At 58.3% G+C, this 15147-nt stretch carries 18 protein-coding genes; 10 read left to right on the forward strand and 8 right to left on the reverse strand.

Annotation, left to right across the window (positions count from 1 at the left end):
- Positions 1-24: 24 nt before the first annotated feature.
- Together osmE and PMI36_RS04985 are read right to left on the reverse strand one after the other, a co-directional pair.
- Entirely contained in the window at positions 25-387 is a 363-nt protein-coding gene (gene osmE / locus PMI36_RS04990; RefSeq protein WP_008074992.1) for an osmotically-inducible lipoprotein OsmE, read from the reverse strand.
- An 11-nt stretch (positions 388-398) separates the two neighbouring features.
- Positions 399-638, reverse strand: coding sequence for a hypothetical protein (locus PMI36_RS04985; protein ID WP_007895573.1), 240 nt, complete (start codon positions 636-638; stop codon positions 399-401).
- A 91-nt stretch (positions 639-729) separates the two neighbouring features.
- Between PMI36_RS04985 and PMI36_RS04980 the strand changes: the two genes are divergently transcribed.
- From PMI36_RS04980 to PMI36_RS04965, 4 genes are all read left to right on the forward strand, one after another.
- Positions 730-1956: an RtcB family protein gene (locus PMI36_RS04980; RefSeq protein WP_008074993.1), complete on the forward strand. Its 1227-nt coding sequence runs from the start codon at positions 730-732 to the stop codon at positions 1954-1956.
- A gap of 99 nt (positions 1957-2055) precedes the next feature.
- Positions 2056-2292, forward strand: coding sequence for a hypothetical protein (locus tag PMI36_RS04975; protein ID WP_008074994.1), 237 nt, complete (start codon positions 2056-2058; stop codon positions 2290-2292).
- A 74-nt stretch (positions 2293-2366) separates the two neighbouring features.
- Positions 2367-2702 (forward strand): hypothetical protein, encoded by a 336-nt coding sequence (locus PMI36_RS04970; RefSeq protein ID WP_008074995.1) that lies wholly within the window; start codon positions 2367-2369, stop codon positions 2700-2702.
- An 85-nt stretch (positions 2703-2787) separates the two neighbouring features.
- Positions 2788-3018 (forward strand): hypothetical protein, encoded by a 231-nt coding sequence (locus PMI36_RS04965; RefSeq protein WP_008074996.1) that lies wholly within the window; start codon positions 2788-2790, stop codon positions 3016-3018.
- 263 nt (positions 3019-3281) lie between these two features.
- Here PMI36_RS04965 and PMI36_RS30975 read toward each other — a convergent pair whose 3' ends face one another.
- Positions 3282-3476 (reverse strand): hypothetical protein, encoded by a 195-nt coding sequence (locus tag PMI36_RS30975; protein WP_008074997.1) that lies wholly within the window; start codon positions 3474-3476, stop codon positions 3282-3284.
- Positions 3477-3664: 188 nt separating this feature from the next.
- Between PMI36_RS30975 and PMI36_RS04960 the strand changes: the two genes are divergently transcribed.
- Together PMI36_RS04960 and PMI36_RS04950 are read left to right on the forward strand one after the other, a co-directional pair.
- Positions 3665-3859, forward strand: a complete 195-nt coding sequence (locus PMI36_RS04960) for a hypothetical protein (protein WP_007895586.1) — start codon at positions 3665-3667, stop codon at positions 3857-3859.
- Positions 3860-4502: 643 nt separating this feature from the next.
- On the forward strand, positions 4503-4757 hold the full coding sequence (locus tag PMI36_RS04950) for a hypothetical protein (protein ID WP_008075001.1): 255 nt from the start codon (positions 4503-4505) through the stop codon (positions 4755-4757).
- A gap of 200 nt (positions 4758-4957) precedes the next feature.
- On the opposite strand, the gene PMI36_RS04945 is transcribed toward PMI36_RS04950, so the two are convergent.
- Positions 4958-5374, reverse strand: coding sequence for a CBS domain-containing protein (locus PMI36_RS04945; RefSeq protein WP_008075004.1), 417 nt, complete (start codon positions 5372-5374; stop codon positions 4958-4960).
- A 143-nt stretch (positions 5375-5517) separates the two neighbouring features.
- Positions 5518-6210 carry an SOS response-associated peptidase family protein gene (locus PMI36_RS04940; protein WP_008075006.1) on the reverse strand — a complete coding sequence of 231 codons (693 nt, stop codon included), beginning with the start codon at positions 6208-6210 and terminating at the stop codon, positions 5518-5520.
- Positions 6211-6429: 219 nt separating this feature from the next.
- On the opposite strand from PMI36_RS04940, the gene PMI36_RS04935 reads away from it, so the two are divergent.
- From PMI36_RS04935 to PMI36_RS04920, 4 genes are all read left to right on the forward strand, one after another.
- The gene (locus tag PMI36_RS04935; RefSeq protein ID WP_008075008.1) at positions 6430-6873 is read left to right on the forward strand and encodes a CopD family copper resistance protein; all 444 of its coding nucleotides are present in this window, start codon (positions 6430-6432) and stop codon (positions 6871-6873) included.
- A 117-nt stretch (positions 6874-6990) separates the two neighbouring features.
- A complete protein-coding gene (locus tag PMI36_RS04930) occupies positions 6991-8337 on the forward strand; it encodes a coproporphyrinogen III oxidase (protein ID WP_008075010.1) in 1347 nt (448 codons plus the stop codon).
- Between the two features lie 22 nt (positions 8338-8359).
- Complete coding sequence (hemN, locus tag PMI36_RS04925; protein WP_008075011.1) at positions 8360-9748, forward strand: oxygen-independent coproporphyrinogen III oxidase; 1389 nt, start codon at positions 8360-8362, stop codon at positions 9746-9748.
- 176 nt (positions 9749-9924) lie between these two features.
- On the forward strand, positions 9925-10668 hold the full coding sequence (locus PMI36_RS04920) for an SDR family NAD(P)-dependent oxidoreductase (protein ID WP_008075013.1): 744 nt from the start codon (positions 9925-9927) through the stop codon (positions 10666-10668).
- A 751-nt stretch (positions 10669-11419) separates the two neighbouring features.
- Here the strand turns inward: PMI36_RS04920 and PMI36_RS04915 are convergent.
- The 3 genes from PMI36_RS04915 to nirJ all read right to left on the reverse strand — a co-directional run bounded on the left by PMI36_RS04915 (position 11420) and on the right by nirJ (position 14998).
- The gene (locus tag PMI36_RS04915) at positions 11420-12913 is read right to left on the reverse strand and encodes a cytochrome D1 domain-containing protein (protein ID WP_008075016.1); all 1494 of its coding nucleotides are present in this window, start codon (positions 12911-12913) and stop codon (positions 11420-11422) included.
- Complete coding sequence (gene cobA / locus PMI36_RS04910) at positions 12910-13749, reverse strand: uroporphyrinogen-III C-methyltransferase (protein ID WP_008075018.1); 840 nt, start codon at positions 13747-13749, stop codon at positions 12910-12912. The genes PMI36_RS04915 and cobA overlap by 4 nt, the downstream gene beginning before the upstream one ends.
- Positions 13750-13819: 70 nt before the next feature.
- Positions 13820-14998: a heme d1 biosynthesis radical SAM protein NirJ gene (gene nirJ / locus PMI36_RS04905; protein WP_008075021.1), complete on the reverse strand. Its 1179-nt coding sequence runs from the start codon at positions 14996-14998 to the stop codon at positions 13820-13822.
- Positions 14999-15147: the final 149 nt, after the last annotated feature.

Raw genomic sequence — 15147 nt, forward strand, 5'->3', positions numbered from 1 at the left:
CAGGCTCGGCAGCTGCTACAGGGGTCAATACCCGCCGCCACCCATCCCGCCTGTGGAAGGGGAATATTCTCTGGCTTTTTGTTGGGCACGACTCCATTGCGCACAGGTCATGAAGCTTTTGTGGTCGACCTTGCCCAGCTTGTCGAAACTGACGTTGTACGGCTGCTGATGGCCGGCCTGGATCAGCTTGTAGTCAAAGCAGGTACCAGGTTCCACCGTGCGCTTCGTTATTGATAAAGGCTGGCCGCCAATCTGCTGGACTTGTTCCTTGCTCATGCCAGTCTCGACCTTGGCGACCAGCGGTTGGTCTCGATAAATATGTGATTCCGTGTTGCAGCCACCTGACGCCGCCAGCACGGCGATCAGCGCGCATAGAGGCTTGTTCATGGCAGCGCTCTCTAGTGAACTTTCGTTCGAGTGATGGATTTTGCTTTCACTTCTTCAGCATAGCCCGCCAGTCGCTCTTCATCGCCCTGGAACAACGCGCACAACCTTAGTGTTGCCTCTGCGTCCACATCATTGCCGGCCTGGCGCAACTGCTCTGCGATGCGCAAAAGCTCTACCGCCGACCACCTCAGGTCCGAGGCTACACCTTGCAGGTCGCGCCGAAGTTGCTGTTCATATTCGTTAAGCCACATGATGACCTCCTGCAATTCCCCGCTACGAAATAGTAGTCCTATTTACCTGTCTGGAGCGTTATGTTCGTCTGACCGCAAGAGAGTCGAAATCATGCAAAAACCTGTCTACCAATTGCTGGAAGTCGCCAACGGCAAGCCGATCAAACTCTGGGCCGAGGGAGTGCCGGTTGAAAGCGAAGCCCGGCAGCAATTGATCAATATCGCGAAGATGCCGTTCATCTTCAAGCATCTGGCAGTGATGCCGGATGTGCATCTGGGCAAAGGGTCCACCATCGGCAGCGTGATCCCCACCGTGGGCGCGATCATTCCGGCGGCCGTGGGGGTGGACATCGGCTGCGGCATGATTGCCGCGCGCACGTCACTGACCGCCGCCGACTTGCCAGACAACCTGCACGGCCTGCGCAGCGCCATCGAAAAGGCCGTGCCCCATGGCCGCACGTTGAGCCGTGGCCGCCGCGATGAAGGCGCCTGGAACCATGTTCCACACCAGGCCGATCAAGCCTGGGCGGCGCTTAGCTCACGGTTCAAGGCGATCACCGACAAATACCCGAAACTCGCCAGCACCAACAACCGTCAGCACCTGGGCACTCTCGGTACCGGTAATCACTTCATCGAGGTCTGCCTGGATGAAACCAACCGCGTCTGGTTCATGTTGCACAGCGGTTCTCGCGGCGTTGGCAATGCTATCGGAACTCTGTTCATTCAATTGGCTCAAGCGGACATGCGCCAGCACATCGCCAATCTGCCGGACCGCGATCTGGCCTATTTCAAGGAAGGCAGCCGGCATTTCGATGACTACGTCGAAGCGGTGGGTTGGGCTCAGGACTTCGCCCGGCAGAACCGGGCCTTGATGATGCAGGCGGTGATTCAGGCCGCGCGGCAAGTGATCCGCAAACCCTTCGAGGTCGCGCTGGAGGCTGTGAACTGTCACCACAATTACGTGCAGAAAGAGCGGCACTTCGGCGAAGACGTGCTGGTCACCCGCAAGGGCGCGGTGTCGGCGAAGAAGGGCGAACTGGGGATCATTCCCGGCTCCATGGGCGCCAAAAGCTTCATCGTTCGAGGGCTCGGCAACGAGCAATCGTTCTGTTCCTGCAGCCACGGTGCCGGTCGGACCATGAGCCGCACCAAAGCCAAAAACACCTTCACTGTCGCAGACCAGATCCGCGCGACCGCTCATGTGGAGTGCCGCAAGGATGCGGCGGTCATCGATGAGATTCCGATGGCTTATAAGGACATCGATAAAGTCATGTACGCCCAGCGTGATCTGGTGGAAGTAGTGCACACCTTGCGACAGGTGGTCTGCGTGAAGGGGTAGAGAGGGAAGGTGCTTCCATTGGTCGGGAACATTAACGCGAATGAACAGCTCTGCTGTCGTATTGAGGTAATGATTCATTCGCTAGGGAGGCCATCTCAAATGACGATTACCGATGATTTCAGACACCATGCGCATGAGCTGATCGTTGACCTGGATACGGCAACCACGGAAATGATGAAACTGATCTCGGCCCATCAGTTGAGCGGCCCGGAATGGGAGCGGGTCACGAAATGGCAGCATGAAGCGTATGAGCGATGGATGACGTACCTGAATGCTAGGTCGTATCCCGATTCCGGCTCGGGGGCCGAGCCGGGGCAGGGCGAAGCCCCTGTATAGAGAGCGTCGGGTGTCCGCTGGATGTCTGCGCAATTGCAGGCTACATTTCCCGTTTTTCAGGATAAGGAAGCGTTATGCGCATGTTGATAGCGGGAATAGCGGTGGCTGTGTTGGCGGGCTGTTCATTACCCGCATCCGTGGTGCCCGGCGAGCCCAATATCAGCAAATACAGCGATAAGGCGCCCAAGGAATATGCCGCGTGTGTATTACCGTTATGGCGTCAGGACATTCCGGGATCGACGCAATCGCCGATTTCCAATGGCTACCGGATCACCGCACCCAGCGTCATTACAGCTGACGAAATTCTGGTTATCGTGAAATCGAAGGATGGCAGCCGGGTATCGCTTTACCAAGGGCCTCCGTGGGCCAAGTCAGGGGCGCTGCGCCAGGCTGTCCGGGATTGTTTGTAACGCCCGCAGCTGCCGTATGTCGGAACGGAGGAACGGTCATTCCTGAATCAACTTCCAAGAGCTGACAGCCCTAGGGAGTTTGGCTATGAATGATGATCGAAAAAAGGCAGCCCTCGATGCCTGGTACCGGCTCTTGAGAGAACCGGAGGCCGGGATGGATTGTGAAGAACACTACGACAAACTGCTGAAGGCGGCGGATGAAATGGAAGGGGCCGGGCTCATAAACAACGCCGAATGGCGTGAGCTGGTGCGCGATGCACGGGGAGCTTTTTCTGCTACAAGCGATGGTGTCGGGAGCGGAACAGTCAGCAGATGACTTGAAAATAGTGTGGATATTTAATGGGTTAGGAGATTTAGTAACTGGATAGTGAGTCAGAATATCTTGTTACAAGTCCCGCGATTGGGTAATATTACCCCGCGTTCACCACCACGGTTTATGCATTTTTAAAGCCCAGGCGTCCATCAGCTGCCTGGGCTTTTTTTTGTCTGGAATTTGGAATGGCTTATGAGCGTGCTGCCGGCAGAGAGCCAGCAGCGTCGATGATGAGCATGATGGACAAACGTTATTGATGCCTGTCGTTACCCGGCTGGATCAGCCTTGCGCCGATCGCTGCCGGATGGGTTGCCAGTGTCAAGAAGCCTTCTTTCCACCAGGACATTTTGCAGAGCCTGGCGTGCCGAAGGGCTTAGCTGATGTTCTCTTTCCTTGAGTTCGAGCAAGATGGGGTTGGACCATCCACGATAGGTTTGCTCGGAAATTCGAGTAGATGTCATCTATCTCTCCTTTGATGAATCGCCCGACAACACAGTGGGCGAAGTCCTGTGCGCTAAAAATCCTAGTTGAGGAAACGACTTGTCGCCAGTGAGCGGATGGCAATGAGGTGCCGGTCATCCTTCGCGACGCGGGTAGTCCACGATTCGGGAGTAAACTTAAAAAGCTACCTCAGCAAAAGGAGCCGCATATGATCGCCGACCAAATGAATAGACAGGAGTCGGAGCAAGGCGCTGTTTGGGATCAATACTTCTGTGCCGCGTTGATTGCCGAAAGCAATCTGACGGCACCGGTGGTAGGAGAAGCCACCCACGAAGACAGGCAGAATCTGTTAATCCAAAGGGCCAAAGCACTCGCCGATAAGATGCTGGAAAACAGAAGATAACTTGAGCCCAGCCATTGCGCTGGGCTCTTCGCTTTTTGATGCTTTTCTTTCTGCGAAGTGAACGCTCCTTGGTCGCGGATCGTCTACAGTTGGTAGTTCATGGATACGGAGATCGAACATGAAGTGCCTAATCTGTCAGGCTGCCTCTAATGCTGTTCACGCGGCTGGAGACTGGTCAGAAGTCAAATGCCCGGCCGGATGTGGATGCTACAAGGTCTCTGCGAACCTTGTGGCGAAAATGGAATTAAAGAACGAGTTCTTTGACATCGAACGCACAAGACGATGGCTTGAGATGTCTCGAATGGATGAACCGGTGCCGTTGATATCCACCTATGACTACCACGTTGCCTTATTGCATCGCGACACCGAGGAGAGGTCGGTCATCGCGCCGATTCGCTCCAGGGAGCCGCTGACTTCGGATTAGGTCCTGGCTGTAACACCGTTCCCCTGTAGGAGCAGCCTTCGGCAGCTCCTACAGGGGCTCACGCAGGTATTGCTCGATCTATCGACAAAAAAACAAGCAACCTCCATGGATAGCCCCTGTCGATATCAACATGTCCCCGCTATTCGTAATCACACCTACCCAGGTTGTCAGCATTTATGGCGGGCTGAAAGCGGCTAACTGAATGATCAGGAGGTGGCTATGAACTGTCCGCTTTGTGGAAACACTAATGCGCTGGAAGATCTTTCGTACGGGGGTGGCTTGCGCATTTATTGTGAGCCGTGCGGTGGTTTCTATCGGATCTCAACAACCCTGAACGCCTTGGCCGACGGAAAAACCTATGACACCGAGCGCACACGAGCCCGACTGAAAAAGAAGCGTGAAACTGACAAATTGGAAGACCAAGAGCCGGCGCTAGGCGCGGAGGACAAGGACCTGCTCGTCGAGCCGAACTGATGTGTCGTGCAATAAGCATGCGACCCAGCGAACGATACACTGGGTGTGGGACGGTTATCTCGGCGAGACGGTTGCGGTGGATGTGTGCACAAGGACTCGCCTGACCCTGAAGCCGGGTTTCGAACGGGATTCCAGGCCAGGCCAGGCGAGCGTGCCAGATCCATGCGAGCTTTGATCCTGATGAACGCTTAGCGGCCCGGTTAATGATGAGCCTGTGCCACTCCGCGCAATACCGTAGCAGCGGCGGATTGAGATCGAGTGCTGGCAATGTTTCCCAGCGATACGACGCCCACCAGACGCTTTTCCCGGTTAAGTACGGGGAGGCGACGCAGTTGCACATCCGCCATGTTCTTTGCCACATGCTCTATGTCTTCATCCTCAAAGCAATAGCGGATGCCGCCAGTCATTACTTTGCTGATAGGGGTTTTGCCTGGAAGTCCTTCGGCTACGGCTCTAATGGCTATATCCCGGTCCGTTATCATGCCAACCAGACGCTCCTGTTCCTCAACCATAATGGCGCCGCTATCGATCCTGGCCATCATGTTCGCGGCCTCCTGGATCGTCTGGCTTGGCTTGGCTGTTAAAACATCTTTCGTCATGACTTCCGAAATCTTCATGAAAAGACTCCTTTAAAGTGATGCTTCGGTGATTAAGGGCTGCCAAATTTTTCGACTGGGAGGGGAAGTGCGGGTTCCGATTGTTTTGTCCCCGCTCGTCATGGTGGCGCAGTCTCATTGGGGATTCGCAATCCAGGGGCGAGTCATGTGCTCGGGCCGTCGATAGGCTCTATCAGTTCTGAGCCCTGGTTCCTCACATTACCCACGGCCATGTCCACTTTGAACCATTCGAAGACGTCGCAAGGTTCGCGTTGCTGCAGGAGTATCTGTTGGGCGCGCTCCTTGGGCGTGTATGGATCAATCCATTCCCGTGCCAATTCGGGACTGAGCGTCACTGGCCGCCGATCGTGAACATCCACCATGCCGCCTTCACTGTCCGCGGTAATGATCACGAAGCCGTCATGCTCGTCCGGCTGCTTTTCGTACCTTGGATACTGACCAATCGCGGCGCACAGGATCGGCGCACGATCCTTGCGACGGATCAGGTAAGGCTGTTTCTTCGGGCCGCCCTCGTAAACCCATTCAAACCAGTTGTCGATGGCAATAATTGCCCGGTGCGGCCATATCTCCTTGAAGAACGGGTCGTGGGCAACTTTCTCGACCCTGGCGTTGATCGGTGTCGCGTGATCCCTGGCCCAGTGCGGTCGCCAGCCCCAACGAACCCTGTCGGCGTGCAGCATGCCGCTTTCTTCGTGGAGGAGGGCGAGCGGAGTCGACGGCGCGGCGTTGTAGAGCTCGAGCGGCTGATCGCCAGCATTATTGACCAGGGCGTTGGGCATGCTCAGCGCCGCCACGAACTCGTGGATACCTCGATACTGCGAAAGTCGTCCGCACATGGCTGGGCCCTCATGCTGAAGCTTAAGCTTAGACAATAGTTTCAAGGTGATCGTTGAGGCTGTCTAACCAGCAACGCCTTCAGAAAAACAGGGTCGCCGCTTGTGTTCGCAACCCGCGGCCAGGCCGCATTGCGGGTTTCTTGATTGATGTCAATCGCCTGAGTCGACTTGCTCTGTATTCTGCGCAGAAACCTACAGCTGAACCGAGGGCGAACATTCATGCTCTATCCGCTGTTTTTGACCTTTCATCTGTTTGCCGCCCTTATCTTTATCGGCACGGTGTTCTTCGAAGTCCTGTTCCTGGAAAGCATCCGCAAACAGTTGCCCGCCAAAGTAATGCTGCTGGTCGAGCAGGGTATTGGCCGCCGCGCCCGCACGCTGATGCCGTGGGTGCTGCTGGTACTGTTCGGCGCGGGGCTGGGCATGGTCTGGCTGCGCTATTTACCCGTTCTTGCAACGCCAATGGCCTCATCGTTCAGCACCTTGTTGCTGCTGAAAATCATGGTTGCCGTGAGCGTGCTGCTGCATTTCCTGGTCGCCATGTTTTTGTTCAAAAGCGGCCGAATGAACGCTCGCTACCTGCATTTCATCCATGGCAGTGTGTTCTGCCATATGGTCGTCATCGTGCTGCTGGCCAAGGGGATGTTTTACCTGACGTGGTGAGCGGCTTTGCCCCAAGGTCTGTCCTGCAAGCACGTGGCTTGCGCTTGATACAAGTCAAGGAGCATGGATCGCCAATCCCGGACACTGTTGATCCGCAGCCAGTCTCGGAGACCTGTCATGCTCGATTTTTCTCACGCCCCCGGCGAGCTGATCGCTCGGTGCGATCAGGGCGTACTCGACCCCAACTGCCATGCCGACACGCAAAAGTTTCATGACGGCATAGGCTCCCTGGATTTGCTCCGTGCCTTGCGCGTCAGCCGCCAGAAACGACGCCCGATCGCCCTGAACGTGCAGTTGCCTTCCCGGCTCAAGCCATCCTTTTGTTCCCCGCGCGATGCCTCCTGCGAGCATGGCGACATCGAACAGTACCTCCAGCGCCTGGAACACGAGATCGACCTCGTCGGTTGCCACCTGAGTTCGCAGCAGCGGGTCGAACAATTTCATCTGGGCGGCGGAACACCCATCAGCGCTGATCTCGAGCGGCTGATGAGTCATCTGCGTGGCCGGTTCAACTTTCTCGAACATGAGTGCGGCGACTACAGCGTTGACGTCGACCTTCACCATACCGATTGGACGACCATGGGCGCGCTGCGCAACCAGGGATTCAATCATGTCAGCATTGGCGTTCCGGATATCGACACCGACTGTGACATGTCGGTGGCCTGCTATCAGAACCCGGCCCCCATTCATTCACTGATCGATGCCGCCCGCACCTTTGGTTATCGATCGATCAATGTCGATCTGGGTTTTGGCCATGCCTGGCAAACGCCAGAAAGCTTCGCGCTGAAGCTGGCGGCGATCATTGAGCTGGAGCCGGACAGGTTGATGGTGTTCGACTATGCCCGACCACCACGCCGCTATCGGCCAAGGCTCGGCGGCAAGGTCAGGGAACTGTGCAGCCAGGACGATAAAGGCGCGATGCGCCAGATCGCCTTCGAACAGTTGATCGCTGTGGGCTATCACTACATCGGTATGGGGCAGTTTGTGCGGCCCGACGATGATCTGGCGATCGCTCAGGAGCGCGGCCGGTTACGTCGCACGTGTGACGGTTTTACCCGTCACGGCTATTGCGACCATATCGGCTTCGGTTTGGGGGCTATCAGTCAGATCGACGATTTGTACACGCAAAACACCGACGCAATCGAGCGCTATCAGCAGCAACTGGACCGGGGCCAATTGCCGACGTCTCGTGGCTGGCGTTTCGAGGCGGGGGATCAGATACGGCACATGGTCATGGAGCGTCTGGCGTGTGATCAAGAGCTGGATATCCGCGCCATCGAGCGGCGCTATGGGCTGATTTTCCATCAGTATTTTTCATCTGTCTGGCCATTGCTGGAGCAATTGAGTCGTGAGGGGTTGATCGAATTGTCGGACCGTTTCATCAGCATTCTTCCCGCCGGCCGGCCGGAAGTGGATGCCATTTGCAACCTGTTTGAAAAAGATTCGGGCAATGCAAGGCATTAACCCACCTGCGAGTTGATTGATCATGAAACCTGCATTCGATTTCGATCGAGCCCTGGTCGAAAAATATGACCGCCCAGGGCCGCGTTATACCTCTTACCCCACGGCGCCGCAGTTTCATCAGGCGTTTGCCGTCGACGACTATCAGCGTGCCGCCTCCGCCAGCAACCTGGCGGCGGTGCCCAAGCCGTTGTCGGTGTATATCCATATTCCGTTCTGCAAGAGCCTTTGCTACTACTGCGCCTGCAACAAAATCATTACCCGGAAAACCCATCGGGCCGTCGAATACCTGACGTACCTCAAACGTGAAATCGTGATGCAGGCGGCCTTGTTCGACAGCACGCGCAAGCTCACGCAACTGCACCTGGGCGGGGGCACGCCGACGTATTTGACCCGTGAGCAGCTGGCGGATCTGATGGACTGCTTGCACCAGGCGTTCGACATGGACGACAGCGATGAGCATGAGTTTTCCATCGAGGTCGACCCGCGCACCATCAACACCGAGCAGATCCAGTCGCTGCGCCAACTGGGGTTCAATCGCCTGAGCTTCGGCGTGCAGGACTTCGATCCCGACGTGCAGGCGGCGGTCAATCGCCAGCAAAGTGAAGAGCAGATCTATGCGCTGGTCGCGGCGGCGCGTGAGGCGCAATTCAAGTCGATCAGCGTCGATCTGATTTACGGCCTGCCACTGCAAACCGTGAACAGTTTCGACATCACCCTCAGCAAGATCATCGCCCTGCGCCCGGACCGGATTGCCGCTTACAGCTACGCGCATTTGCCGGAGCTGGTGCGCGCGCAACGGTTGATTCGCCCGGCGGACATGCCGCCACCGGAGCGCAAGCTGGAGTTGCTGGAGTTGACCATCCGCCGCCTGACCGAGGCCGGTTATGTCTATATCGGCATGGACCATTTCGCCTTGCCGGACGACGAACTGGCGCTGGCCCGCACCCATGGCACCCTGCAACGCAATTTTCAGGGCTACTCGACCCATGCCGACTGCGACTTGATCGGCCTTGGGGTGTCTTCGATCGGCAAGGTCGGCGACAGCTACAGCCAGAGCGTCAAAGAGCTTTCGCAGTACTACGCCCGTATCGATCAAGGCTTGTTGCCGGTGCATCGAGGTTACCGCTTGAGCGCCGATGACTTGCTGCGCCGCGAAGTGATCAGCGACCTGATGTGCCACGGCAGGATCGATTTCGCCAAGTTCGAAGCGGGTCATGGCATTTGCTTCACCGAGTATTTTGCCGATTCGCTGGCGCAACTGGACGAGCAGGTGCGTGACGGACTGTTGCAGATTCACAGCGACGAGTTGGTGCTGTTGCCGCAAGGGCATTTGATGATGCGCAGTGCCGCGATGGCATTTGACGCCTATCTGGGAGGGGAGCAAAAAGGCCGGTTTTCCCGCACCGTTTGAGGCGTCGGGCGCTCTGGCGGTGCTTCAGCAGCAGCCAGCGATGTCGTACTCGACTCATTGATCGGCGAGCCATCGAGAAAAGTGATCCCCGTCAAGTCAGTATTTCTGCGTCTGTTCAAAGATAGGGGCTCACAACGTCCCCAGTGCTTGGCATTAACGATGCCCAGGAGAACATGATGCAAACCGAGTTTCAGGATCGTCTGGCGGTGATCACCGGTGCCAGTTCCGGGATTGGCCTGGCGTTGTGCGCCGCGCTGTTGCCGCGTGGGGTTAAGGTGCTGGCGATGTCACGCACTGCCGGTGATTTGCCAGCCTTGCAGCAGATCTACGGTGAACGGCTGCAATGGTGTGCCGGGGACGTCACGTGCGAGGACGACTTGCAAGGGCTGGCCCGGAGGGCGGCGGCGCTGGGGCGGGTGGATTATCTGGTGCCCAACGCGGGCATTGCCGAAATGGCCGACAGCCTGGACATGCCGGCCTTCCAGCGCCAATGGGCGGTCAACGGTGCCGGGGCGTTGAACACCCTGGCGGCGTTGCGCGGTGAGTTGGCGAGCCCGGCTTCGGTGGTGTTTGTCGGTAGTTTCCTGACCGGTTCGAGCTTTCCCGGTCTGGCTGCCTGCATCGCCAGCAAGGCCGCGCTGGTGGCTCAGGCACGCACATTGGCGGTGGAGTTTGCGCGTTATGACGTGCGCATCAATCTGGTCTCGCCGGGGCCGACCGCGACTTCGATGTGGGACAACCTGGGGTTGAGTGACGGTGAGCTCGATGACGTCGCTGACACCTTGGGCAAACGTCTGCTGCCGGGGCATTTCCTCGATGCGTCGGCGGTGGCCAATGTGATTATCTTTCAACTGTCCCAAGGCGCCCGGGGTGTTTATGGGCAGGATTGGAAGGTTGATAACGGTTATTCGTTGGGGTGATGGGTGAACATCCACACTTGGGTTGCGAGGGCGGTCTGTGGTTTGTTGATCGAGTACATATCCATTTCTGCGGCAACGGCTACTTAGGGTTCCGCCCTTACGGCGGGTTACTTTGAAAAGCGCAAAGTAACCAAACGCTTTCGCCCCTGACGTACGGTGGCTCGCCTAGGCTCGCCATACCCTCACTCCGGTCCTGCTCCGTGGGCCCGCCGCCATCGGCCATCCATGGCCGGGGGCGGCTAACCCGGCATCCATGCCGGGTTGCCCACTGCGCAGAACCTGCGCTCGGCCTTCCGACGGGGCAGATCAAGATCAAAATCAAAAGCCAGATCAAAAGCCAAAGCGAGGCGGCCTGATAGCCGACCTGATGTTGGTTCGGTCAAGTCGGGTCAGCGGTGGTTGCCCGAATGCCATGCCTGACAAAATTCCAACTGTGGGAGCGGGCTTGCTCGCGAAGAGGCCGTGTCAGTCGATATAGATGTTGAATGTAAGTCCGCCTTCGCGAGCAAGCCCGCTCCCACCATTAACCAGGGTTGCTTCCAGAGGATGTGGACGATCAAGTCAGCGAAGCGCGCCCGCTTGATGCCCAGGTCGGCCCGCATGCCGAGCCTGGGCGAGGCACCGAACGACAGGGGCAGAAGCGCTTGGTTACTTGGCGCTTTTCCAAGTAACCCGCTGTAAGAGCGGAACCAATAGCAGCCGTTACCGCAGAAACGGATATAAACCCAAACCCAAGCCCAAGCCCATAACCCTAATGCGAAGTCCCCTCCACAAACTCAATCTTGTTACCGACGTTGTACTTACCCGACGGCTTGTTCATCGGCAGTCGCTTGATCTCCTTAAGGGTGTTGCTGTCATACACAATCAGCGCGCCCTCGGTGGCCCAGATGCTCAGCAACAGGTAGCGACCATCGCGAGTGAACTCGACATGGGCGGCCGTCTTGCCAGGCATCGGGCGCAAGGTGTGGGCGATTTCCAGAGTCTGTTTGTCAATCAAGTGGATCGCATCGTTATCAGGCCCGAAGAACACGTCGGTCCAGGCATACCGCGAGTTGACGTGGCTGCGCATGAAGAAGCCCGGCCCCAGGGTCGGAATTTCCTTGATCAGTTTCCAGGTCTTGAAGTCGATGACCGAGATCAGTCCCTTGCTGATGTTCGGCGTGGCGAACACCCACTCACCGTTACGTTTCCAGTAGGTCCCGGACCCCAGGTGCGGCATGCCCGGCAGCGGTATGTCGGTGACCACCTTGCCACTGTCGAGGTCGATCACCTGGCCGCCCTTGGCCTTGCGCGAGGTGGCCAGCAGTTGCTTGTAGTCCGGTGAAAAGGAAAAATCGTCCAGCACATCTTCGGCCTTGATACGACGCGGTTCGAAGTCCGGTGTACCGGCATTCGACAATTCCCAGACTTCCTTCACATCCTTGAGCGCCACGATGAAACTGTCCCGTGGCGGCGCGGTGTAGACCGCGCTGACCCGTGACGCGGTGCCGTCCTGGCCGATCACCGGGATGGTTTTGACCAGCGACAGATCGCGGGCATCGAGCACCACAAGGTTGCCCGGCAGATAGTTGCCCACCAGCACCCAGCGGCCATCCTTGCTCACCGCCAGGTTGCGGGTATTGAGCCCGGCGCGGACCTCGGCGATCAGCTTCAGGTTGTGCAAGTCATACAGGCTGACCCAGCCATCGCGCGAGGCGACGTAGACGAAGCGTCCATCCGGGGAGAACTTCGGTCCGCCATGCACCGCAAAGTGCGAAGCAAACCGTGCCAGCACTTCGAAGCGATCGCCGTCGAGGATGTTGATGTGATGGTCGCCGGCTTCCACTACCACAAACAGGTTCAGCGGATCGGCGCCATGTTGTGGCGTGTCGGGCAGTTTGCTGACGTCGGCGAGGATGGAATGACTGCCGCGAATGTCGTCGTTATTCCAGGTGGGTGGGGTGGCGGGTGGTTGTTGAAGGAAGCTCACCAGCGCATCGATCTGCGCGGGATTGAACACGTTGGCATACCCGGTCATCTGACTCGCGGGGCGACCATTCTGGATGACACTGCGGATTTCATCGGGTTTGATCCGGCTCAGACTCTCGGGCAGTAGGGCCGGCCCCGTACCGCCGAAACGGTTGGCGCCATGGCAGCGCTGGCAATGTTGTTGGTAGAGGGCGGCGGCCGCGTCGGAGGATGGAAGCGCTGCACCGGCATGGGCCGCACCGATCCATAACAATGGGGCAAGCAGCATGCGCCTCATATCGCCACCTTGCCGTGGCGTTGCAGCACCGGAGCGGAGTAAAAGCGCGCCGGGTATTCCTGCTGTTGGGCAGCGAACAGATCGACCACTTTGCCGATCACCGTCAGCGTCGGAATGCCCGGTGGGCAATCCAGCGCCAGGGTCGGCAACTGGTGCAGCTTGCCCCGGGCGACGTGCTGGTCGGGACGCGTGCCATTGCTGATCAGCGCCGCCGGTGTATCGGCGGCCATTCCGGCTTCGATCAGGCGCTGGGCAATAATCCCGAGGTTCGATAACCCCATGTAAAACACCAGGGTCTGGCTGCTGTCGGCGAGGCTGCTCCAGGGCAATTGCAACTCACCATCGCGCTGCAAATGCCCGGTAATGAAGCGGCAGGAGTTGACCAGGTCCCGGTGGGTCAGCGGAATGCCGGCGTAAGCACTGCAGCCGGAAGCGGCGGTAATCCCTGGGACCACCTGGCAATCAATGTTGCGTTGCAGCAGATACTCCAGCTCCTCGGCGCCACGGCCGAATATGAACGGGTCGCCTCCCTTGAGCCGGACCACCCGCTGCCCCGAATCGGCGAGGTCGGCGAGCAGTTCGTTGATCTGTTCCTGGGGCAGGCTGTGGCAACCGCTGGCCTTGCCGACGTAATGCCGCGCGCAGGTGAGGGGGATCAAGGTCAGCAGCTCGGGGCTGATCAGGCGGTCGTAAACCACGGCGTCGGCCTGCATCAACAGGCTCCAGGCACGCAGGGTCAGCAAGCGTGGATCACCGGGGCCGGCGCCGACCAGGGCCACTTCGCCCGGTCTGAACGGGGACGCAAGTGCGGCCGGTAAAACAATCGATGGGTGCATGGGACGTCCTTGGTTCTTCATCAGGTGGGCCGGCCCCATCCTTTGCCAGATGGCTCGCCAGGCGGGTGCTTCAGTGCATGACGCAAGGGATGGTGATTAATGGCGGCATACCGATTTCTTCATCGCTGAGGTGACAACCGGGGTCCTGGCCCCAGAGGTTGCCTTCGGCCCAGGCACGAGTGCGGGTATTGCCGTTGCAGATGTTCAACCAGCGGCATTGGCCACAACGGCCACCGACGGCGCGAGGATGCGCGCGCAGCTGCTGCAACAAGGCGTCCGGCCGGTCCAGCCAGAGCGTGCGGAACGGCGTGTGCCGGACGTTGCCCACCGAGTGCTGCCACCAGTAGGTGTCAGGATGCACTTCGCCGGTGTTGTCGATGTTGGCGATGCCGCTGCCTGAGGCGTTGCCGCCCCAGGCCCTGAGCATGTGTTCCAGGCGCGGGTAATGTTCGGGCAGATGCAGGCCCACCCATTGCAGCAAGAGAATCGCGTCGGCGTCGTTGTTGCCGCTGACAAAATCGCTGTCGCGACCCTGCTCGATGTCTTCCCAGGCCTGTTCGAAAATCAGCGTCATTGCCTCGCGGCTCATCTGCTGCCGGGCGTCGAGCTTGCGGCTGCGTTTGCCGCGACCGCTGTAGTTGAGGTGCGACAGATAAAATTTCTGTACGTCGTACTCGCGCATCAGCGCCAGCAATTGCGGCAATTGTTGGTGGTTCTCCTGGGTCAGGGTAGTGCGCAGGCCGACGCGAATACCCTGCTCACGACAGAGGCGGATCGCCCGCATGGAGCTGGCGAAGCTGCCCTTGAGTTGGCGGAATGCATCATGGGTGGCTTCCAGGCCATCGATGCTGATCCCGACATAGTCGAAATTCGCCGCGCGGATTTGCGTGATGTTCTGCTCATTGATCAGCGTTCCGTTGGTGGACAACGCCACAAACAAACCCTTGGTGCGGGCGTAGGCGCTGAGCACAAACAGATCCTCGCGCAACAGCGGTTCACCGCCGGAAAGAATCAGCACCTTCACGCCGGCGTCGTGCAGATCGTCGATTACGGTCAGTGCGGCGGGCGTATCCAGTTCATCGCGAAAGACGCTGTCGGCGGACGTGGTGTAGCAGTGTTTGCAGGTCAGGTTGCAGCGCCTGAGCAGGTTCCAGATCACCACCGGCGGCCGGTTGCTGCCCGGTGGGCTGGTTCTGGGGGCAGGCGCCTGACCGGTCAGGGCACGCAGGTATTGGCTGATCCTCAACATGCAAATCTCCTTGAGTCGGGGTGTGTGGCAAACGCAAACCTGATCCCCGTAGCAGCTGCCGAGCTTGCGAGGCTGCGTTCGGCTGCGCAGCAGTCGTAAAACCTGTGTGCGTGATGTGTCTGACATACCGCACTGCCTGATTTCACGAC

This window comes from Pseudomonas sp. GM79, from assembly GCF_000282495.1.
Classification (GTDB): domain Bacteria; phylum Pseudomonadota; class Gammaproteobacteria; order Pseudomonadales; family Pseudomonadaceae; genus Aquipseudomonas.

What these genes read in the sequence shown, in the direction of transcription:
- osmE (WP_008074992.1), bottom strand. Translation starts at nt 387, where the DNA reads ATGAACAAGCCTCTATGCGCGCTGATCGCCGTGCTGGCGGCGTCAGGT.
- PMI36_RS04985 (WP_007895573.1), bottom strand. Translation starts at nt 638, where the DNA reads ATGTGGCTTAACGAATATGAACAGCAACTTCGGCGCGACCTGCAAGGT.
- PMI36_RS04980 (WP_008074993.1), top strand. Translation starts at nt 730, where the DNA reads ATGCAAAAACCTGTCTACCAATTGCTGGAAGTCGCCAACGGCAAGCCG.
- PMI36_RS04975 (WP_008074994.1), top strand. Translation starts at nt 2,056, where the DNA reads ATGACGATTACCGATGATTTCAGACACCATGCGCATGAGCTGATCGTT.
- PMI36_RS04970 (WP_008074995.1), top strand. Translation starts at nt 2,367, where the DNA reads ATGCGCATGTTGATAGCGGGAATAGCGGTGGCTGTGTTGGCGGGCTGT.
- PMI36_RS04965 (WP_008074996.1), top strand. Translation starts at nt 2,788, where the DNA reads ATGAATGATGATCGAAAAAAGGCAGCCCTCGATGCCTGGTACCGGCTC.
- PMI36_RS30975 (WP_008074997.1), bottom strand. Translation starts at nt 3,476, where the DNA reads ATGACATCTACTCGAATTTCCGAGCAAACCTATCGTGGATGGTCCAAC.
- PMI36_RS04960 (WP_007895586.1), top strand. Translation starts at nt 3,665, where the DNA reads ATGATCGCCGACCAAATGAATAGACAGGAGTCGGAGCAAGGCGCTGTT.
- PMI36_RS04950 (WP_008075001.1), top strand. Translation starts at nt 4,503, where the DNA reads ATGAACTGTCCGCTTTGTGGAAACACTAATGCGCTGGAAGATCTTTCG.
- PMI36_RS04945 (WP_008075004.1), bottom strand. Translation starts at nt 5,374, where the DNA reads ATGAAGATTTCGGAAGTCATGACGAAAGATGTTTTAACAGCCAAGCCA.
- PMI36_RS04940 (WP_008075006.1), bottom strand. Translation starts at nt 6,210, where the DNA reads ATGTGCGGACGACTTTCGCAGTATCGAGGTATCCACGAGTTCGTGGCG.
- PMI36_RS04935 (WP_008075008.1), top strand. Translation starts at nt 6,430, where the DNA reads ATGCTCTATCCGCTGTTTTTGACCTTTCATCTGTTTGCCGCCCTTATC.
- PMI36_RS04930 (WP_008075010.1), top strand. Translation starts at nt 6,991, where the DNA reads ATGCTCGATTTTTCTCACGCCCCCGGCGAGCTGATCGCTCGGTGCGAT.
- hemN (WP_008075011.1), top strand. Translation starts at nt 8,360, where the DNA reads ATGAAACCTGCATTCGATTTCGATCGAGCCCTGGTCGAAAAATATGAC.
- PMI36_RS04920 (WP_008075013.1), top strand. Translation starts at nt 9,925, where the DNA reads ATGCAAACCGAGTTTCAGGATCGTCTGGCGGTGATCACCGGTGCCAGT.
- PMI36_RS04915 (WP_008075016.1), bottom strand. Translation starts at nt 12,913, where the DNA reads ATGAGGCGCATGCTGCTTGCCCCATTGTTATGGATCGGTGCGGCCCAT.
- cobA (WP_008075018.1), bottom strand. Translation starts at nt 13,749, where the DNA reads ATGCACCCATCGATTGTTTTACCGGCCGCACTTGCGTCCCCGTTCAGA.
- nirJ (WP_008075021.1), bottom strand. Translation starts at nt 14,998, where the DNA reads ATGTTGAGGATCAGCCAATACCTGCGTGCCCTGACCGGTCAGGCGCCT.